This window comes from Variovorax sp. 3319, assembly GCF_031456585.1.
Taxonomy (GTDB): domain Bacteria; phylum Pseudomonadota; class Gammaproteobacteria; order Burkholderiales; family Burkholderiaceae_C; genus Variovorax; species Variovorax paradoxus_P.
This window is the reverse complement of sequence record NZ_JAVDUZ010000012.1, coordinates 65884-84920: the sequence shown is the minus strand read 5'-3', so window position 1 is coordinate 84920 and position 19037 is coordinate 65884. Positions and strand designations below refer to the sequence as shown.

General features: G+C 65.3%; 21 protein-coding genes. 7 read left to right on the top strand and 14 right to left on the bottom strand.

Translation table 11 applies throughout. The features are described from left to right. Nucleotides 1-20: 20 nt before the first annotated feature. The 7 genes from J2X67_RS22830 to cyoA are packed head-to-tail and all read right to left on the bottom strand — an operon-like array spanning nucleotide 21 to nucleotide 6918. Nucleotides 21-569 (bottom strand): response regulator transcription factor, encoded by a 549-nt coding sequence (locus tag J2X67_RS22830; RefSeq protein WP_309956777.1) that lies wholly within the window; start codon nucleotides 567-569, stop codon nucleotides 21-23. Then, the gene (locus J2X67_RS22825; RefSeq protein ID WP_309956776.1) at nucleotides 566-1981 is read right to left on the bottom strand and encodes an ATP-binding protein; all 1416 of its coding nucleotides are present in this window, start codon (nucleotides 1979-1981) and stop codon (nucleotides 566-568) included. The genes J2X67_RS22830 and J2X67_RS22825 overlap by 4 nt, the downstream gene beginning before the upstream one ends. Further along, nucleotides 1938-2807, bottom strand: coding sequence for an SURF1 family protein (locus tag J2X67_RS22820; protein WP_409050538.1), 870 nt, complete (start codon nucleotides 2805-2807; stop codon nucleotides 1938-1940). Before J2X67_RS22820 ends, J2X67_RS22825 begins: the two co-directional genes overlap by 44 nt. Further along, complete coding sequence (gene cyoD, locus J2X67_RS22815) at nucleotides 2804-3220, bottom strand: cytochrome o ubiquinol oxidase subunit IV (RefSeq protein ID WP_309956774.1); 417 nt, start codon at nucleotides 3218-3220, stop codon at nucleotides 2804-2806. The genes J2X67_RS22820 and cyoD overlap by 4 nt, the downstream gene beginning before the upstream one ends. After that, on the bottom strand, nucleotides 3217-3882 hold the full coding sequence (gene cyoC / locus J2X67_RS22810) for a cytochrome o ubiquinol oxidase subunit III (RefSeq protein WP_281151439.1): 666 nt from the start codon (nucleotides 3880-3882) through the stop codon (nucleotides 3217-3219). The genes cyoD and cyoC overlap by 4 nt, the downstream gene beginning before the upstream one ends. Further along, nucleotides 3875-5890: a cytochrome o ubiquinol oxidase subunit I gene (gene cyoB / locus J2X67_RS22805; protein WP_409050537.1), complete on the bottom strand. Its 2016-nt coding sequence runs from the start codon at nucleotides 5888-5890 to the stop codon at nucleotides 3875-3877. Before cyoB ends, cyoC begins: the two co-directional genes overlap by 8 nt. After that, a complete protein-coding gene (gene cyoA / locus J2X67_RS22800; RefSeq protein WP_309956770.1) occupies nucleotides 5887-6918 on the bottom strand; it encodes a ubiquinol oxidase subunit II in 1032 nt (343 codons plus the stop codon). Before cyoA ends, cyoB begins: the two co-directional genes overlap by 4 nt. Before the next feature lie 178 nt (nucleotides 6919-7096). On the opposite strand from cyoA, the gene J2X67_RS22795 reads away from it, so the two are divergent. Continuing rightward, the gene (locus J2X67_RS22795) at nucleotides 7097-8437 is read left to right on the top strand and encodes an MFS transporter (protein WP_309956768.1); all 1341 of its coding nucleotides are present in this window, start codon (nucleotides 7097-7099) and stop codon (nucleotides 8435-8437) included. An 89-nt stretch (nucleotides 8438-8526) separates the two neighbouring features. Beyond that, a complete protein-coding gene (locus J2X67_RS22790) occupies nucleotides 8527-9216 on the top strand; it encodes an HAD family phosphatase (protein ID WP_309956767.1) in 690 nt (229 codons plus the stop codon). 9 nt (nucleotides 9217-9225) lie between these two features. Here J2X67_RS22790 and J2X67_RS22785 read toward each other — a convergent pair whose 3' ends face one another. Genes J2X67_RS22785 through J2X67_RS22765 form a run of 5 tightly spaced genes read right to left on the bottom strand, consistent with a single transcriptional unit; the run spans nucleotide 9226 to nucleotide 13305 of the window. After that, entirely contained in the window at nucleotides 9226-10230 is a 1005-nt protein-coding gene (locus J2X67_RS22785; RefSeq protein WP_309956765.1) for an isopenicillin N synthase family oxygenase, read from the bottom strand. Between the two features lie 16 nt (nucleotides 10231-10246). Beyond that, nucleotides 10247-10990: an amino acid ABC transporter ATP-binding protein gene (locus J2X67_RS22780; protein WP_309956763.1), complete on the bottom strand. Its 744-nt coding sequence runs from the start codon at nucleotides 10988-10990 to the stop codon at nucleotides 10247-10249. Then, nucleotides 10987-11709, bottom strand: a complete 723-nt coding sequence (locus J2X67_RS22775; protein ID WP_309956761.1) for an amino acid ABC transporter permease — start codon at nucleotides 11707-11709, stop codon at nucleotides 10987-10989. Before J2X67_RS22775 ends, J2X67_RS22780 begins: the two co-directional genes overlap by 4 nt. Before the next feature lie 13 nt (nucleotides 11710-11722). After that, complete coding sequence (locus J2X67_RS22770; RefSeq protein ID WP_309956759.1) at nucleotides 11723-12418, bottom strand: amino acid ABC transporter permease; 696 nt, start codon at nucleotides 12416-12418, stop codon at nucleotides 11723-11725. A 59-nt stretch (nucleotides 12419-12477) separates the two neighbouring features. Then, nucleotides 12478-13305 (bottom strand): ABC transporter substrate-binding protein, encoded by an 828-nt coding sequence (locus J2X67_RS22765; protein ID WP_309956757.1) that lies wholly within the window; start codon nucleotides 13303-13305, stop codon nucleotides 12478-12480. Nucleotides 13306-13480: 175 nt separating this feature from the next. Here J2X67_RS22765 and J2X67_RS22760 point away from each other — a divergent pair, with 175 nt between their 5' ends. Both J2X67_RS22760 and J2X67_RS22755 read left to right on the top strand, forming a co-directional pair. Then, on the top strand, nucleotides 13481-13903 hold the full coding sequence (locus J2X67_RS22760) for a group II truncated hemoglobin (protein ID WP_126748457.1): 423 nt from the start codon (nucleotides 13481-13483) through the stop codon (nucleotides 13901-13903). A gap of 33 nt (nucleotides 13904-13936) precedes the next feature. Further along, a complete protein-coding gene (locus J2X67_RS22755) occupies nucleotides 13937-15160 on the top strand; it encodes an FAD-dependent oxidoreductase (RefSeq protein WP_309956755.1) in 1224 nt (407 codons plus the stop codon). Nucleotides 15161-15184: 24 nt separating this feature from the next. Here J2X67_RS22755 and J2X67_RS22750 read toward each other — a convergent pair whose 3' ends face one another. Beyond that, a complete protein-coding gene (locus tag J2X67_RS22750; protein WP_309956753.1) occupies nucleotides 15185-15844 on the bottom strand; it encodes a Smr/MutS family protein in 660 nt (219 codons plus the stop codon). Then, nucleotides 15844-16521 carry a RadC family protein gene (radC, locus tag J2X67_RS22745; protein WP_309956751.1) on the bottom strand — a complete coding sequence of 226 codons (678 nt, stop codon included), beginning with the start codon at nucleotides 16519-16521 and terminating at the stop codon, nucleotides 15844-15846. The genes J2X67_RS22750 and radC overlap by 1 nt, the downstream gene beginning before the upstream one ends. Nucleotides 16522-16630: 109 nt before the next feature. On the opposite strand from radC, the gene J2X67_RS22740 reads away from it, so the two are divergent. Genes J2X67_RS22740 through J2X67_RS22730 form a run of 3 tightly spaced genes read left to right on the top strand, consistent with a single transcriptional unit; the run spans nucleotide 16631 to nucleotide 18998 of the window. Beyond that, nucleotides 16631-17074 (top strand): peptidylprolyl isomerase, encoded by a 444-nt coding sequence (locus J2X67_RS22740; protein WP_157615257.1) that lies wholly within the window; start codon nucleotides 16631-16633, stop codon nucleotides 17072-17074. Continuing rightward, on the top strand, nucleotides 17071-18039 hold the full coding sequence (gene ispH / locus J2X67_RS22735) for a 4-hydroxy-3-methylbut-2-enyl diphosphate reductase (protein ID WP_309956748.1): 969 nt from the start codon (nucleotides 17071-17073) through the stop codon (nucleotides 18037-18039). Before J2X67_RS22740 ends, ispH begins: the two co-directional genes overlap by 4 nt. Continuing rightward, nucleotides 18036-18998 carry a threonine/serine dehydratase gene (locus J2X67_RS22730; RefSeq protein WP_309956746.1) on the top strand — a complete coding sequence of 321 codons (963 nt, stop codon included), beginning with the start codon at nucleotides 18036-18038 and terminating at the stop codon, nucleotides 18996-18998. The genes ispH and J2X67_RS22730 overlap by 4 nt, the downstream gene beginning before the upstream one ends. Nucleotides 18999-19037: the final 39 nt, after the last annotated feature.

Sequence of the window (19037 nt, the reverse complement as noted above, 5' to 3'; positions counted from 1 at the left end):
TCGTTCGTTCGCTTTGTTATTTATTTGACTTGCTGTTTTCCGAGCTTGCGCGCCAGCGTGCGCCGGTGCATGCCAAGCCGCCGCGCAGTTTCTGAAATGTTGAAGCCGGTTTCAGCAAGAGTTTCGTGAATGCGCTCCCACTCCAGCGTCTTGATCGACGTCGAGCGGTTGGTCAACTCTACCTCGGTGGTGCCCGTTGCCCGGCCAAACGCCGCCTCGATGTCGTCGGTGTTGGATGGCTTGGCAAGATAGTGGCAGGCACCCAGCTTGATCGCCTCGACCGCAGTGGCAATGCTTGCAAAGCCCGTGAGCACCACGATCAGCATCTCGGGGTTGTGCCGGTGCAGCATCTGCACGCAGGCCAGGCCCGATGCTTCGCCGTTCAGCTTCAGGTCGACCACTGCATAGCCCGGCGAATGGCCTTGCAGCAGCGCCTCGACCTCTTCGGCATTGCTTGCATGCGTTACCGCATAACCGCGCCGCTCGAATGAACGGCCGAGCGTACGCGCAAAGGCCGCGTCGTCTTCGACGATCAGCAACTGGCGCTCGGCTTCGGCGGGTTCGGTCATGGGCTCGTGTTTCCGGTGAGTGCGATGGTGTTGTCGATGGCTTCTTCTTCGTCGTCCTCTTCCAGCACAACAGCCGCAAGCGGCAGCGCAATGGACACGATGGCGCCGCCTTCAGGCCGGTTGCGTACCGCCACGCGGCCACCGAGCGTGCGTGCCACGTTCACCACCAGGAAGAGCCCGAGCCCTCCGCCCGGCCGGCCCTTGCTCGACTGGTAGGGCTTGCCGAACTGCTTCAGCATTGCGGCCGGAAAGCCCGGCCCCGCATCGGTGACCGTGAGGGTCAGTGCATCGGCGTCTTGCGCCACCTCGAAGCGCAGCCAGTGCGGCGAGGCTTCGAGTGCATTGTCGAGCACGTTGCAGATCATCTGCTTGACTGCCGAGTCGGAAACCATGGGCAGGTCGCGGCCAAAGCGGTTGTCGTAGTCGAACTCTTCCACAGGGCGGGTGGTGCGCCATTCCTCGACCAGCTCGTCGAGAAAGGTGCTCACCGTCGTTTCTTCAGACGACTCGCCGCGCGCCTCGCCGGCCGACAGCAGGATGCCGCTCACGATGCTCTTGCAACGCTGGATCTGCAGTTCCATCTCGGCCACTTCGGTCAGCAGCTCGGGGTCTGAACTGAAATGCGGCAGCCGGCGCCAGTCGCCCAGGATGACTGCTAGCGTGGCAAGCGGCGTGCCCAGCTCGTGCGCGGCGCCCGACGCCAGGAGGCCCATGCGCACGATGTGCTCTTCTTCCGATGCGCGCTGACGCAGGTCGGCCAGCCGCGCGTCGCGCGCGCGCAGGTTGCGGCTGATGCGGGTGATGAAGACCACCAGCAGCGCTGCATTCAGTGCAAAGCAGATCAGCATGCCCTGCACGTAGGGGCTCCAGAGCCCGCGGTCGTGGTCGAGCGGCAGTGCAAGCGGGCGCGAGAAAAGCGCCAGCCCTGCAAAGCACAGGCCGGTAACGACCACGATGGTCCACGTCGACCACGCCTTGAGCAGCACCGCACCCAGGATGACCTGCAAGAGGTACAGAAAGATGAACGGATTGGTTGCGCCGCCGCTGAGGTAGAGCTGCGCAGTAAGCGTGGCCACATCGACCAGCAGCGCGAGAAACAGCTCGCCGTTGGTCACCCTGCGAAGGGTGCGCGAACGCAGCAGGCTCACCACGTTGAAGAGCGCCAGGCACGCCAGCACCAGCAGCATCTGATCGAGCGGCAGCCGGATGCCGAAGCCGTAGTGCACGAACAGGATGGTGATCACCTGTCCGACAACCGCGAACCAGCGCAGTTGGATCAGCTGCTGCATGTTCTTGTGGCCGGTGGCGTTGTCCAGGCTCGCGACGCCCGCGCGGGGCGCGTGCAACTCTCCCGCCACGGCAAAGGCCTCAGTCGGGGCGGCGGTCGTCTGGGCGCTGTCTTCCGTCGGCATAGGGGGCATTGTCGCCGCTGCTGCCGGCTGAGTTGGCGAGCCTGCGGCGGCGGCGACGATCGTCGCGCCACACGAACCACGCCGCGCCCGCAACCATCAGCGCCAGGCCATACCAGGTAATGGCGTAGACGAGATGGCTGTTGGGAAAGGCGATGACCGTGAGGCCGCCCGCAGGCCACGCCGGTGCTGCGCCGGGACCCGAGGGCACGGCTTCGGCATCGACAAAGTATGGCGCCGCATTGTTCAGGCCGCGCGCAGCGGCAATGGCCTCTACATCGCGCGAGAACCAGCGGTCGGCGGCGGGATCGTTCTTGCGCAGGAAGCCACCCTTGGGCTCGGTGACGCGCAGCAAGCCGGTCACCGTGGTTTCGCCTTTGGGCTCCGAGGCCGCACGCGCGGTGCGCTCACGTGCCTCGGGCGGCACGAAGCCGCGGTTGACCAGCACCGTGGTGCCGTCGGCGGCCCGCAGCGGCGTCATTACCCAGAAGCCGGCTCCAAGCCGGGTGCTGGCCTGCACCAGGGTTTCCTTGTCGTGGAGAAAAGTGCCGGCGATGCGCAGGTGCCGGTATTCGTCGGCGGCAGCGTCGATCTGGGGCCAACGGTCTCGTGCGGGGGCTTCGGAGGCCGGCGCGTGCACGCGCTGTTCAACGCGGGCGATGAGATCGAGCTTCCAGGCCCTGCGCTCGACCTGCCAGTTGCCGAGTGCGGTAAAGCCCGCAAAGGCAAGCGCCGCGCAGACCATGAAGATCACCCTCGCGGCCGTGGAGCGCTGGCGGCCGGCCGGTGTGTTGCGGGTGCCCTGGTCTGGCGGCGGGGTCGTCGTCAAGGCATGTTCTTCATGTCGTGCACCGACATCGGCATCATGTTGGCGTTCATGTGGTACATGACCCAAAGCGAGCCGGCCAGCGTGATCACCACGAGCACGATGGTGAAGATGAGCGCGAGCATGTTCCACCCGCTCTCGGACTTGGCGTCCATGTGCAGGAAGTAGATCATGTGCACCACGATCTGCACCGCCGCAAAGGCAAGAATGACGAGCGACGTGGTGTGCGTGCTGGTAAGCACCTTGCCCATCACGAGCCAGAACGGAATCGCGGTGAGGATGACCGCAAGCACGAAGCCGGTCATGTAGCCCTTGAAGGTGCTGTGGCTCACCGGGCCATCGTCGTGATGGTCGTCATGGCCGTGGTGTGCGTCGTGGCCGTGCGCGGCTGCAGTGTTGGTGTGGGCGGTGCTCATGCCATCGATCCCATCAGATAAACGAAGGTGAAGACGCCGATCCACACCACGTCCAGAAAGTGCCAGAACATCGAAAGGCACATCAGGCGGCGGCGGTTGGCGGCGGTGAATCCGTGCTTGGGCAACTGGATCATCAGCACAATGAGCCAGACGATGCCGAAGGTCACGTGCAGGCCGTGGGTGCCGACCAGCGCAAAGAACGATGACAGGAACGCGCTGCGCTGCGGTCCCGCGCCTTCATGGATGAGGTGCGCAAACTCGTAGAGCTCCAGGCCGATGAAGCCTGCGCCCAGCAAGCCCGTAATGGCCAGCCATGCCAGCGTGCCGCCCATGCGCTTCTTCTGCATCTCGAGCATCGCGAAGCCGTAGGTGATGGACGACAGCAGCAGCAGTGACGTGTTGACGGCCACCAGCGGCAGGTCGAACAGGTCGGCGCCCGAGGGGCCGGCCGCATAGCTGCGGCCCAGCACGCCGTACACCGCAAACAGGCAGGCGAAGATGAGGCAGTCGCTCATCAGGTACAGCCAGAACCCGAGCAGCGTGCCGTTCTCGGGGTGGTGGTCGTTGCCGACGTGGAACAGCTCGAACACGGGAGGCTTGCCCGTCTGGTCGCTGTGGGCGTGGCCGGCCGCGGGAGAGTGGAGGGCGGTGGTATCAGACATGGGCTGCTGTTGCCAGGAGGCGCGTGCGTTCGGCTTCGGTACGGACGACGTCTTCCGCGGGAATGTAGTAGTCGCGCTTGTAGTTGAAGGTGTGGATGATCACGGCGGCCAGCATGGCGGCAAAGCCGATGCCTGCCACGAGCCACATCTGCCAGATCAGCGCAAAGCCGCACACCGCTGCCAGTGCCGCAATGATGAAGCCGGCGCTGGTGTTCCTGGGCATGTGGATGGGCGTGAAGCCTTCGAGCGGGCGAGCGTAGCCGCGGCGCTTCATGTCGGTCCAGGCGTCGTTGTCATGGATGCGCGGCGTGAACGCGAAGTTGTAGGCCGGCGGCGGCGACGAGGTCGACCATTCGAGCGTGCGGCCGTTCCACGGGTCGCCGGTGGTGTCGCGCAGCGACTCGCGGCGCACGAAGCTCACCACCAGCTGGATGAGGAACGACGCAATGCCCAGTGCGATCAGCACGGCGCCGAAGGCCGCAACCTGGAACCAGAACTGCAGCGACATGTCCTGGAAGTGGCTCATGCGGCGCGTAACGCCCATCAGGCCCAGCACATACAGCGGCATGAATGCGACCCAGAAGCCCACGAGCCAGAACCAGAACGAGCACTTGCCCCAGAACGGATCGAGCTTGTAGCCGAACGCCTTGGGGAACCAGTAGGTAATGCCGGCCAGCATGCCGAACAGCACGCCGCCGATGATCACGTTGTGGAAGTGCGCAATGAGGAACAGGCTGTTGTGCAGCACGAAGTCGGCCGGGGGCACCGCGAGCAGTACGCCCGTCATGCCGCCGATCACGAAGGTGACCATGAAGCCGACGGTCCACATCATGGGCAGCTCGAAGCGGATGCGGCCCCGGTACATGGTGAAGAGCCAGTTGAAGATCTTCGCGCCCGTCGGAATCGAGATGATCATCGTCGTGATGCCGAAGAACGAGTTCACGCTGGCGCCGGAGCCCATGGTGAAGAAGTGGTGCAGCCAGACGAGGTACGACAGGATGGTGATCACGATGGTGGCGTACACCATCGAGGCGTAGCCGAAGAGGCGCTTGCCGCTGAAGGTGGACACCACTTCGGAGAAGATGCCGAACGCCGGCAGGATCAGGATGTACACCTCGGGGTGGCCCCAGATCCAGATCAGGTTCACGTACATCATGGCGTTGCCGCCGAGGTCGTTCGTGAAGAAGTTGGTGCCGGCATAGCGGTCGAGCGACAGCAGCGCGAGCACTGCGGTGAGCACCGGAAAGGCGGCCACGATGAGCACGTTGGTGCAAAGCGCGGTCCAGGTGAACACCGGCATCTTCATCATCGTCATGCCGGGCGCGCGCATCTTCACGATGGTGGCCAGCAGGTTGACGCCCGAGAGCAGGGTGCCTACCCCCGCTATCTGGAGCGACCATATGTAGTAGTCGACCCCCACGTCGGGGCTGAAGAGAATGCCCGAGAGCGGCGGATAGGCCAGCCAGCCCGTCTTGGCGAACTCGCCCACGAAGAGCGACGCCATCACCAGGCCGGCGCCGAAGGTGGTCATCCAGAAGCTGAAGTTGTTCAGGAACGGAAAGGCCACGTCGCGCGCGCCGATCTGCAGCGGCACCACGAAGTTCATGAGGCCCGTGACCAGCGGCATGGCCACGAAGAAGATCATGATCACGCCGTGCGCGGTGAAGATCTGGTCGTAGTGGTGCGGCGGCAAGAAGCCGGCGTTGTCGCCGAAGGCCACCGCCTGCTGGGCGCGCATCATGATGGCGTCGGAGAAGCCGCGCAGCAGCATCACCAGTCCGAGGATGATGTACATGATGCCGATCTTCTTGTGGTCGATGCTGGTGATCCAGTCGCGCCACAGGGTGCCCCACACCTTGTAGTAGGTAATGGCGCCCAGGAGCGCGAGGCCGCCGAGGACGACCGCGATGAAGGTGCCGATCAGGATCGGCTCATGGTAGGGAATCGCCTCCCAGGTGAGGCGGCCGAAGATGAGCTTCGTCAGGTCAAGGTTCTCGAACATCGTCATTCTTCGGTGGTGCACATCGCCGTGACGTACTTGCGCGTGGGCGAATTGATGAGGGGGTCAGCAGCCTGCCAGGCTTGCTTGGTGGCAACGTTGAATGCGCCGGGCTTGCCCAGTCCGCCGTCCGCGTCGATGGCCATCATTTGCTTCATGCACATCTTGTTGCGGTCTACGCAGCGGTTCAGGATGGCGTCGTACAGGTCGGGGGCTACGCTGGTGTAGTGGCGCACGGGGTCGCGCTCGCTCGGGGCTTCGAGCTTCAGGTAGGTTTCGCGGGTGAGCTCTCCGTCTTTTCCGGCCTTGGCCTTCTTTACCCACTCCTGGAAGCCTTCGTTGCTCAGGCCGTGGAACTTGAAGCGCATGCCCGAGAAGCCCGCGCCACTGTAGTTGGCGGAAAAGCCCTCAAATTCGCCCGGCTTGTTGATGACCGCGTGCAGCTTGGTTTCCATGCCCGGCATGGCGTAGATCTGCCCCGCCAGCGCGGGAATGAAGAACGAATTCATCACCGAGGTGGCGGTGATCTTGAACGAGATCGGGCGGTCGACCGGCGCGGCCATTTCATTGACCGTGGCAAAACCTTCTTCGGGGTAGATGAAGAGCCACTTCCAGTCGAGCGCCACCACTTCGACCACCAGGGGCTTGGCTTCGGCGGGAATCGGGCGCTCTGCGTCCAGACGGCTGAGTGGCCGGTACGGGTCGAGCGTGTGCGTGCTGATCCAGGTGATTGCGCCCAGCGCAATGATGATCAGGAGCGGCGCCCCCCAGATGGCGAGTTCAAGCTGGGTGGAGTGGTCCCAGTCGGGGCTGTAGTCGGCCTCTTTGTTCGACTGCCGATAGCGCCAGGCAAAGAAGAGCGTCAGCGCGATCACCGGAACGATGATGATCAGCATCAGCACCGTCGAGACGACGATGAGCCGCCCCTGCTGGTTGGCGATGTCGCCGGAAGGATTCATGAGCACCGTGTTGCAGCCTGCCAGGAAGGCAAGGGGAAGCAACAGGGACCATCGCCGAAGAGATTTGAGGGTGGGCATGCCGAAAGAAAGAAGTGCAGGGGCTGCGCAAAGACCCCACAATCTACGACCAAAGGGTGCGCCCCGCTATTGGACGTTTTGTCCTATGGCGGGAATCCTCATTCGGTGAGACGCTTGGAGCCTCCCTGTTCATGGTCTACCTTTGTCACTGCACGTGACACCCGAATTACAAAACGCAATGACGACGACGTCCAGCATCCTTCCGCAAGGCGCACCGCCGGTGCCGAACACGTCCGAAAACGACGCCCGGCAGGGCGACGGGCATTCCCACATCGCGCCGGGCGAGATCGCCGTCGGCGTGATCATCGGGCGGGCATCGGAATACTTCGATTTCTTCGTCTATGGCATCGCGTCGGTGCTGGTATTTCCGTCGGTTTTCTTTCCGTTCGAGGCGCGCCTCGAAGGAACCCTCTACGCCTTCGTGGTTTTTTCGTTCGCCTTCATTGCGCGGCCGTTCGGCACCGTCATTTCGATGGCCATCCAGAGGCGGTTCGGGCGGGAGGCCAAGCTGACCATTGCGCTGTTCCTGCTGGGCACCTCCACCGCGGGCATCGCCTTTTTGCCGGGCTACGCGAGCATCGGGTTCACATCCATCGTGCTGCTGTCGGTGTTTCGGTTTGCTCAGGGGCTGGCGCTGGGTGGCTCGTGGGACGGGCTGCCATCGCTGCTGGCGCTCAACGCGCCGCAAAACCGCCGCGGCTGGTACGCCATGCTCGGCCAGTTGGGTGCACCGCTCGGCTTTTTTGTAGCCAGCGCGCTTTTTGCCTATCTCTACGGCAGCCTGGCGCTCAAGGACTTTCTCGATTGGGGCTGGCGCTACACCTTCTATGTTGCGTTCGCAATCAACGTGGTCGCGCTCTTCGCGCGCCTGCGGCTGGTGGCCACCGAAGAGTATTCGCGCCTGCTCGAAGAGCGCGAGTTGCAGCCCACCAGCGTGGTCGAACTGACCCGTTCGCAGGGCGCCAACCTGCTGATCGGCGCATTCGCCGCGCTGGCCAGCTACGCACTGTTCCACCTGATCACGGTGTTTCCGCTGTCGTGGATCACGCTGTACTCGGACCAGTCGATTACCGAATTCCTGGTGGTGCAGATGATCGGCGCTGCGTTCTGCGCCGCCGGTATCGTTGCATCGGGCCTCATTGCCGACCGCGTGGGACGGCGTTTTACGCTGGGCGGGCTGGCGGCGATGATTGCCGTTTTCAGCGGCTTTGCGCCGACGCTGCTCGACGGCGGCCGCATCGGGCAGGACATCTTCATCTTGCTGGGCTTCGTGCTGCTGGGGCTTTCGTACGGCCAGGCGGCCGGTGCGGTGACGTCGAACTTCGAGCCCAAGTACCGCTACACGGGCGCTGCGCTCACGGCCGACCTGGCCTGGCTCATCGGTGCGGCCTTTGCGCCGCTGGTAGCGCTGGGGCTGTCGGCGAACTTCGGGTTGGCATATGTCAGCGTCTACCTGCTCTCGGGCGCGGTCGGCACGCTGGCGGCGCTGGGCCTGAACCGGGCGCTGGTGCGCGACTGATCAGCGCCAAGCGGGTGTTCGAAAAAGGGGCCGGTCGGCCCCTTTTTGCGTTTCGGGCGCCGCGGCGCGGGCTGGCTTAGGATCGCCTCATGTTCGCCGCCGCAATTTTCGACATGGACGGGCTGCTCATCGATTCGGAGCGGCCCATCATGGCTGCCTGGATCGAAGCCGCCCGCACGCTCGACATCGAGCTTTCGCACGCCCAGTACCTGCAGTGCGTAGGGCTGGCCATGGCTGAGTCGAAGCAGATCCTTGCAGCGCTGCTCGGCGGCGCGGCCGCCTACCAGCACGCGGCGGCGCAAGTGACCGCCGCGCTGCAGCTGCAGCGTGCCGACGGCGACCTGCGGCCGCTCTTCCCCATCAAGCCCGGCGCGGCCGAGTTGCTCTCCGCCTTGCGCGGACTCGGCACTCGGTGTGCGGTTGCCTCATCGTCCACGCGGGGCCAGATCGCGGCCTGCCTTGGCAGCCTCGACGTGCTGCACCATTTCGAGGCCTTTGCGGGAGGCGACGAAGTGGCGCGCGCCAAGCCAGACCCGGCGTTGTACCTGCTTGCAGCGGAGCGCCTGGGCGTGGCCCCTGCGGAGTGCGTGGCCTTCGAAGACAGCGAGAACGGCGCCAAGGCCGCACTGGCGGCGGGCCTCAGGGTCGTCATCGTGCCCGACCTCAAGCATCCGCCGGCGTCCATCGTCGAGCAGGCGTTTCATGTGCTCGATTCGCTGCACGACGCCATGGCGCACGTGCCGCTGTGGTTTCCCGCCCCGGCGCAGAAGCGCGCCTGACCTGCGGGCTCAGAGCACTTCGTCGCGCAGCTGCGGGAACACCTTCGACACCTTGGCGAGAAGGTAGTCGCCATAGCGGCCGCTGAAAGCGTGCACGTTGGCGCGGTCCCAGCGCTCTGCACTGTCGTCGCGCGCCTCCGCCCCCTGCAGCCCATCGATGCGCTGCACACGGGCTTCGAAATTCGGATCGAAGAAGAGCGGAAACGAAAGCCGGTCGCGGCCCGAGGTGTTGCGCTTCACCCGGTGCGGGGTCGATTTGTAGAGCCCGCCCGTCATGCGGTCGAGCATGTCGCCGATGTTGCAAACGAACGATCCGGCGATCGGCGGCGCATCGATCCAGCCGCCCGGCGTGTGCACGGCAAGGCCGCCGACCTCGTCCTGGTGCAGGATGGTGAGCAGGCCGTAGTCGGTGTGCTCGCCCACGCCCCATTGCACGTCCAGGCCCTCGGGCACGGGCTGCGAGGGGTAGTTGAACAGGCGGAACAGAATCAAGGGATGGGCGGTGTAGCGCTCGGCGAAGTACGTCGCCGGCAGGCCGAGGCTCAGCGCGATGCCTTCCATCAGGCGATGGCCCAATTGCGTCACGGCAGCCATGTAGTCGAGGATGGTTTCGCGAAATTCCGGCACGTCGGGGAACAGGTTGGGGCCATGCACCGGTGTTTTTGCCTGCACCAATGGATGCGTGGCCGGCAGTTCGGTGCCCAGGTAGAGGCCTTCCTTCCAGTCGGGCCGGCCCGAGGTCAGCTCGCCACCCAGCGGAAAGTAGCCGCGCCAGGCGCGTCCGCCCAGGGCCATGCGCCATTGCATCTTGGTTTCTTCGGGCAACTCGAAGAAGCGGTGGCTCAGCACTTCGAGCCGCTGGACCAATGCAGGGTCGACGCCGTGGCCTGCGGCATAGAAGAAGCCGTGCGCACGGCACGCGGCACCGATCTGCGCGGCTACACGGCCGCGTTCAGGCGCGCCCGCCACGAGCGGCGCGACATCGATCAGCGGAAGAGTCTGCGTGTCTGTCATGGGCGTGGAGAGCATGTCATGCGCCGCGCGAGAACGGCGAGCGGATGTCCGAAAGAAACTGCTGCGCGCGGGGGTGCTGCGGCCGGTTGAAAAAGTCGTCGGGCGTTGCGCGCTCGAGCACCTTGCCTTCGTCCATGAAAAGCACGCGGTCGGCCACCTCGCGGGCAAAGCCCATTTCGTGCGTGACGCACACCATGGTCATGCCGTCGCGCGTGAGGTCGCGCATCACCAGCAGCACCTCGCCGACCATTTCGGGGTCGAGCGCGCTGGTAGGCTCGTCGAACAGCATCAGCGGCGGCTGCATGGCGAGCGCACGTGCAATGGCCACGCGCTGCTGCTGGCCGCCCGAGAGTTCGCCGGGCCACGCATTCGCCTTGTGCGCCAGGCCCACGCGCTGCAAAAGCGCCATCGCGCGCTCGTCCGCCTCTTTGCGCGTAAGACCGCGCAGCTGGATGGGCGCCATGGTGCAGTTCTGCAGCACGGTAAGGTGCGGAAAAAGATTGAACTGCTGGAACACGAAGCCGATGCGCGAGCGGAACGCATTCACATCGGTGCCGGGCGCATGGATGTCCTTGCCCTCGATGAGGATGCGGCCCGACTGGATCGGCTCCAGCCGGTTGAAGGTGCGGATCAGCGTCGACTTGCCCGAGCCCGAGGGCCCGCACACCACGACCACTTCGCCCTTGTGGATGGTTTCGTTGATGTCGACCAGGGCCTGGTAGCTGCCATACCACTTGTTGACGTTCTGCAGTTCGATCATGCGGACACCTTGGGGGCTGCGCCGGGGTCGGCCACGGACATGCCGCGCCGCGCGAGGCGGCGCTCCAGCCAGTAGGCAAAGCGCGACAGCCCGAAGCAGAGAATGAAATAGGTCAGCCCCAGGATCAGGTAGATCTGGGCCGGCTTGGTGAACACCTGCGTGTTGATCTGCGTGGCGATGAAAGACACCTCGGCCAGTCCGATGATGTAGCCGAGCGAGGTTTCCTTGATGGTCGAGACGAACTGGTTGACCAGCGAAGGCAGCATGCTGCGCAGGGCCTGTGGCAGCACCACAAGGCGCATCGCGGGGCCGTAGCCCAGGCCTAGCGCGCGGGCTGTTTCCATCTGCCCGCGCGGCAGGCCCTGGATGCCAGCGCGCACGATCTCGGCCAGGTAGGCGGCGTCGAACACCACGAGCGCGATCAGCATGGTGGTGAACTGGTCGGTCTTGACGCCCGTGACGCTGGGCAGGAAGAAGTAGGCCCAGAAGATCACCATCAGCAACGGCAAGCCGCGCACCACGAAGACGAAGCCCGTCACCGGCCAGCGCAGCCAGCGCCAAGGGCTCACGCGCGCCAGGCCGAGCACAATGCCCAGCGGCAGCGCGAGCACCAGCCCGCAAGAGGCAAGCAGCAGCGTCAGCACCAGCCCGCCGAGCGGCCCGTTCGGGTACTGCCCAATGAGGAAGTACACCCAGTAGTCGTTGATGATTTCCAGCATCTGGCCAGCCGCCCTAGATGGTTCTTACCGGAAAGCGGTGGTGGTACCAGGTGGCCAGCCCCGTGATGGCAAGCGACACGGTCAGGTAGGCCGCGCTCGCGAATGCGAACGACTCGAAGCTGCGGAATGTCGCGCTCTCGACCTGCCCGGCCTGGTACATCAACTCGGCCACGCCGATCACCGTGGCGATCGACGTGTTCTTCCACAGGCTCAGCGTCTGCGAAATGAGCGGCGGCACCGTCACGCGCAGCGCCTGCGGCAGCACCACGCGGCGCATGGTGCCCATGAAGCCGAAGCCCAATGCACGGCCGGCCTCGAACTGCACCGTGGGAATCGCGCGAATGCCGCTGCGGATGTCTTCGGCCATGAAGGCGGCCGTGTAGAGCGCCAGCGCAATGATCGCGCTGTACGCCTCGATGTGGCCTTCATACAGCCATTGCTTGATGCCTTCGGGCAGCAGCTCGGGCGCGCCAAAGTACCAGAACAGCGTGTGCGCGAGCAGCGGAATGTTGCGGATCGATTCCACATACGCAAAGCCCAGCCAGCGCAGCGGTGCGACGGGCGAAAGACGCAGCAGCGCCACCACCAGCGCGATGGGCAGGGCGAGCAGCAGCGAGGCGGCCAGCAGCTGCAGCGAGAGCAGCAGGCCCGCGACGAGCATGTCGTGGTACTGGCCGGTGAGCAGCAGCGAATAGTCGAACAGGGGCATGAGGGGCGACAGTATCACCGCCGCGAAGGGATTTTCTCCCTCCCCCGGCCCGCACCGGATCAGTCGATCTTGTCGGTCTCGAGCTTGAAGTCGCGCGTCTGGAAGCCCGACGCGGTGTTCGGCCCATACCACTTGACGAAGATCTTCTGCGCTTCGCCCGACTTCTCGAGCTCGCGCAGCGTGTCGTCCACCACCGCCTTCAGGCCGCTCTCGCCCTTCTTGATGCCGATGGCCAGCGCCTCGGTGCTCAGGTTCTGCTTGAGCACCACGTACTTGGCCTTTTGCGGGCCGAGTTTGGCGTAGCTGCGCAGCAGCGCGGCCTCATCGTCCACATAGCCCACGCCCTTGCCCTGCTGCAGCGCCTGGAAGGCCTGCTGGCTCGTGTCGAAGGTCACCACCTCGGCCGTGGGCACGGCCTTGCGGATGTTCGGCTCCTGCGTGCCGCCGCGAATGGTGAGCACCTTCTTGCCGGCCAACTGCGGCACATCGGTAATGCCGCTGTCCTTTTTCACGATGGCTTTCTGGCCGGTGACGAAGGTGGTGAGAGAAAAGTCGATTTGCGCCTCGCGCTCCTTGTTGTGTGTGAGGCCCGCGGCCACCAGGTCGACGTGGCCCTGCTGCAGTTCGGGAATGCGCGCAGCCACGGCAATCTGCTTGAGCACCGGCTTCACGCCGATCTTCCTGGCAATTGCGTTCACCAAATCGACTTCATAGCCGACGATCTGGCGCGTCTTCGGATCGATGAAGGTCGCGGGCTCGTCGGTACCGAGCACGCCCACGACGAGTTCGCCTTTTTTCTTGATGTCGGCAAGCTGGTCTGCGTGCGCGGCAATGCCCGTGAAGAGGGCGGAAGCGGCGAGGGCCGCGGCAATGAGGTTCAAGCGCATGTTCTTCTCCTTCTTGGAAAGCAAGGACGGCACCATATCAATAAAACCCTGGATTATTAAATCCTCAATCGACATATACATATGGGCGCCCGAATGGTCCTGATGCCGGTACAGGAATCGCGACAATTCAGGCCGCTATGCGGGCCCGGGCGGCTGCTGGAGGGATACTCCCGCCATGCAGATTCACGAAAAGCCCCCCGTCGACACTCCCTTCGAGTGGATCGGCGGCGAACCCAAGGTGCAGGCGCTGGTCGACCGGTTCTACGACCTGATGGAGCTCGAACCCGCCTATGCGCAGTTGCGCGCGGTGCACGGCACCAGCCTGGACAACGCGCGCCAGCGCCTCTTCTGGTTCCTGTGCGGCTGGCTTGGCGGCCCGCAGCACTACACCGACCGTTTCGGCCACCCGATGCTGCGCGCGCGGCATTTGCCGCAGAGCATCGGCGGGCACAGCATCGGCATCAAGGAGCGCGACCAATGGCTGGCCTGCATGGACCAGGCGATGGGCGAGACCGGCGTGCCGGAGGGGTTGCGCGCCAGGCTGCGCGATTCGTTCTTCCAGACTGCGGACTGGATGCGCAATCGTGGCGAGCAGTAAGACAGACAACGACTCCGAAAGAGACTCTCTTCAATGAATTCAATCGTCATCATCGGCGGCGGCCATGCCGCGGCCCAGCTTTGCGCGGGCTTGGTGGAAGCCGGGCAGGGCGCGCGCGTGCACCTGGTTTGCGAGGAGGCCTGCGAGCCGTACCACCGGCCGCCGCTTTCCAAGGCTTTTTTGAAGAGTGCCGAGGAGACCAGGCAACCGCATAAGGCCGCCGATTGGTACCGCGAAGCCGGCATTGCGCTGCACCTGGGCGATGCGGCAATTGCCATCGACCGCGAGGCGCACACCGTCACGCTGCGCTCGGGTGCCGTTTTGCCGTGGGAGCGGCTGGTGCTGGCCACCGGCACCCGTGCACGCCAGATGCCCGACCTGAAGCCGGGCCTTGAAAACGTCGCAACCCTGCGCGCCGCCGACGAGGCGCATCGCCTGCGCGAGCGGCTGGCCGATGCGCAGCAGGTCACGGTGCTGGGCGGCGGCTTCATCGGACTCGAAGTGGCGGCCACCGCCAATGCGCTCGGCAAGCGCGTGCAGGTGATCGAAAGCGCGCCGCGCCTCCTGGGCCGCGCCGTGTCGCCCGAGCTGTCGGCGCATGTGCTCGCAACGCATCGCGCGGCGGGCATCGACATCGTGCTTGGTGCGCGCACCGGTGCGTTCGAGGTCGAGGGCGACCGGCTGTTGTCCATCCAGGTCAACGGCGCGAAGCAGCCGGTGGACCTGCTGCTGCTCGGCATTGGCGCTGTGCCCGAAACCGCTTTGGCGCAGGCTGCGGGCATCGAATGCGCGGACGGCATCGTGGTCGACAGCCACATGCAGACCAGCGCGGCCGATGTGCTCGCGGTGGGCGATTGCACGCGCTTCCCTGATCGGCGTGCGGGCCGCGCGCTGCGGCTCGAGTCGGTGCAGAACGCGAACGACCAGGCACGCACGGCAGTGGCCACGCTGACCGGCGCCGCGCGGCCGCACGACGCGGTGCCGTGGTTCTGGTCGGACCAGGGCGGCTTGCGGCTGCAGATGGTCGGCCTGATGCCGGCCGAGGGCACGCCGGGGCTGTCCAGTGTGCGGCGCGCCGGACCCAAGCCCGACGCGTTCTCGCTATTCCACTATGTGGATGGGCAGCTGGTGTGCGTCGAATCCGTCAACGCGCCGGTCGATCACATGATGAGCCGCAAGCTGCTCGAAGCAGGGCGCAGCCCGGATGCGGCAGCGGTGGCCGACACGGCCGTTCCGCTCAAAAATCACCTGGCATAGCGGAAGCGCGCGGCAGCGGGGCGTTCAGCGCCGCGCTGGCGCCAAAAGCACCACCAACGCACCTGCGCCGCCCTCGGCGGGCTTGGCCTGCACGAAGGCCAGCACCTCGTTCTTCTGGATGAGCCAGCGCTGCGCCTTGGTCTTGAGCACCGGCTGCTTGCCGGGCGAGCCCAGCCCCTTGCCGTGCACCACGCGCACGCAGCGCAAGCCCTGCTTGTATGCATTGCGAATGAACCCGCCGAGCGCCTCGCGCGCTTCGTCGCTGCGCAGGCCGTGCAGGTCGATTTGTGCCTGGATGCTCCAGTCGCCCTTGCGCAGCCGTGCGGTCACGTCGGTGCCGATGCCGGGCCGGCGAAAGCTCATCGCGTCGTCGACGTCCAACAGGGTCGTCACGTCGAATTCGTCGGAGAGCGACTCGCGCAGCACGCGCTGTTCGTCGAGTTGGTGCTGCACGGGGATGGGCGCGGGAGGCTCCGGCGCAAGAGGCACCACGGCCGCCCTGCGGCGAAGCGGCTCCGTGGCGCCGATGGCGCGTGTGAAGAGGTCTTTTTCGGCCGCGCGCTTGCGCTCGGCGGCGGCCTTGGCGGCTGCTGCGGCCGCCTCGCGCTCGCGGGTTTCGGCCAGCGCACGCTGCACCTGCTTCAGGTCTGCCAGGTTCTTGATGGGTGGCGTGCGCGAAGCCATCAGAGCAACCCTTTCTCGGCCATTGAAAAGCTCTGGCCGGCGCTGACGATCACGTGGTCGAGCACGCGCACGTCGATGAGTGAAAGCGCCGCCCTGAGCGTTTGCGTCAGGGATTCGTCGGCGCGCGAGGGCTCGATGCTGCCGCTGGGATGGTTGTGCGAAAGCACCACGGCCGCCGCATTGTGCTGCAGCGCGCGAATGACCACCTCGCGTGGATAGACGCTGGTTTGCGCGAGTGTTCCGCGAAACAGCTCTTCGAGCACGATGAGACGGTGCTGCGCATCGAGGAACAGCACCGCAAACACCTCATACGGGCGCGATCCGATGTGCAATTGCAGATACTCTTTCACCGCGCCCGGTGAATCGAAGACCGCGCGCTCCTTCAGCCGCTCCGCCATGGCGCGGCGCGCCAGCTCGAGCACCGCAATGAGTTCGGCGCGCTTGGCGTCTCCGCCCATGCCCTTGATCACCTTCAGGTCGTCGGCGCCGGCCTGCAGCAGGCCCGAAAGGCCCCCGAAGTGGTCGAGCAGTTCCTGGGCGAGCTGGAGCACGTTTTTTCCGGCCACGCCCGTGCGCAGCAGCAACGCCAGCAGTTCGGCGTCTGCCAGCGCGGCAGCGCCTCGCGCGATGAGCTTTTCGCGTGGGCGGGCGTGGGCGGGGAGATCCTTGAATGCCATCGAAAACCTGGGTGAAACCTTGAAAGAGCGGGTGGAAGCCCCGGCTCCTTAAAATGCAGTCCAGTTTATCGGGACACCCACCTTGTCTTTGCCTACCTCCGCTGCACCCATGTCCCACGTTGTGACTTCCGGCTCGTTCCTTACCCTGCATTACCGGCTGGCCGGTCCGGCGGGCGACATCATCAACACTTTCGCCGACAAGCCCGCCACCCTGTCGCTGGGCACCGGCGAGCTTTCGCCGGCCATGGAGCAGCGGCTCATGGGCCTGGAAGAGGGCACGCATGCCACCTTCGAGCTGCCCGCCGGTGAAGCTTTTGGCGAGCGCAACCCCGAAATGCAGCAATGGGTGGCCCGCAAGCTGCTGGCGCAGATGGGCGATCCCGACGAGCAATACGCAGTCGGCGACGTGGTGCAGTTTCCTACCCCCGATGGCACCGGGAGCTATGCCGGCGCCGTGGTCGAATCGAACGAAACCGCGGTGCGCTTCGACTTCAACCACCCGTTGGCCGGGCAGCCCGTGACCTTCGAGGTGCGGCTGATCGGGGTTCTATGAACAAGGGCCTCGAGGAAGTCGTTCTTGCCGAGCCGCGCGGCTTTTGCGCGGGCGTGGATCGGGCCATCGAAATCGTCGAGCGCGCGCTGGCCAAGTTTGGCGCACCCATCTACGTGCGCCACGAGATCGTGCACAACACCTACGTAGTGAACGAGCTCAAGACCAAGGGCGCGATCTTCATCGAAGACCTGGCCGACGTGCCGCCCGGTGCCACGCTGGTGTTCAGCGCCCACGGCGTGAGCAAGGCCGTGCAGCAAGAGGCGCGCGACCGCGGCTTCGACGTTTTCGATGCCACCTGCCCGCTGGTGACGAAGGTGCACGTCGAGGTGGCCAAGCTCGCCAAGGAAGGCTACGAGTTCATCATGATCGGCCACAAGGGGCACCCCGAGGTCGAAGGCACGATGGGCCAGCTTTCGAGCGGCATCCACCTGGTGGAAGACGTGGAAGACGTGGCAAAGGTGGCGCCCGCGCAAACCGAAAAGCTTGCCGTGGTCACGCAAACCACGCTCAGCGTGGACGACGCGGCCGAAATTGCGGCCGCCGTGCGCGCGCGCTTTCCAATGGTGCGCGAGCCCAAGCAGCAAGACATCTGCTACGCCACGCAAAACCGCCAGGACGCGGTAAAGATATTGAGCCCCCAGGTCGACCTGGTGATTGTGGTCGGCAGCCCCACCAGTTCCAACAGCAACCGGCTGCGCGAACTGGCACAGCGCCTGGGCACCGAAAGCTACATGGTCGATTCGGCCGAAGAGCTCAAGCCCGAATGGTTCGAGGGCAAGACCCGGGTGGGCCTTACGGCCGGTGCCTCGGCGCCCGAAGTGCTGGTGCGCGAGGTGATCGAACGCGTAAGGGCGCTCGGTGCGGTGTCGGTCCGCAAGATGGACGGCATCGAGGAAACGATCAAGTTTCCGCTCCCCAAGGGCCTCAAGCTCGACGACATTCCTCCCCCGGGACACATCTCTTGAACAATCAAACCACCAATTGGCGCCTGGAAACCGAGAGCGCCTCCCGCAGGCTGCGCGCGGATGCTGCTCATTTCATCCGCGAAACCCCGCTCTGGAAGCTGCCGGCCTCCGCTTTCGGCATCGAGGTGCCGGGCGTGGAGGTGTGGCTCAAGCTCGAGCACATGCAGGTAAGCGGCAGCTTCAAGGCGCGCGGCATGATGAATCGCCTGCTGGCCAACGACATCCCCGAAAGCGGCGTGGTCGTGGCCTCGGGTGGCAACGCCGGCATTGCCACCGCGGCGGCGGCCAAGGCCCTGGGCGTGCGTTGCCAGGTGTTCCTGCCCGGCGTCTCGCCCGAAGCCAAGCGCGCCCGGTTGCGGGCGCTGGGGGCCGAGGTGGTCGTGGTCGGCGAGCTCTATCCAGACGCGCTGGCCGCCTGCCTGGTGCGCCAGAAGGAAAGCGGCGCCTTGCTCACTCATGCCTACGACCAGCCAGAGGTGGTGGCAGGCGCGGGCACGCTGGGCGTCGAAATCGAAGCGCAGGGCGGCCTGCCCGACTCCGTGCTGGTGAGCGTGGGTGGCGGAGGCCTGATTGGCGGCCTGGCCGGCTGGTTCGAAAAGCGCGCTCGCGTGGTGGCGCTCGAGCCCGAAAAAGCGCCCACGCTGTTCCGTGCGCGGCAGGCCGGCGAGCCGGTCGATGTCGACGTGGGCGGCATTGCCGCCGATTCGCTCGGCGCACGGCGCATCGGCGCCATCTCGTGGGAAATTACCCAGAAATACGTGCAAGACGCACTGCTGCTGTCCGACGATTCCATCCGCGCCGCTCAGCAGTGGCTGTGGAAAGAGCTGAAGCTGGCCGTGGAGCCCGCCGCTGCGTTGCCGCTCGCAGCGCTGCAAACCGGCGCCTACCTGCCGCGCGAAGGCGAGAAGGTGTGCCTGATCGTCTGCGGCGCCAACGTCGATCCGGCTACGGTCGCCTGACGGCGCAGGTGGGAGCACGATGCGACGGGGCACCTAAAA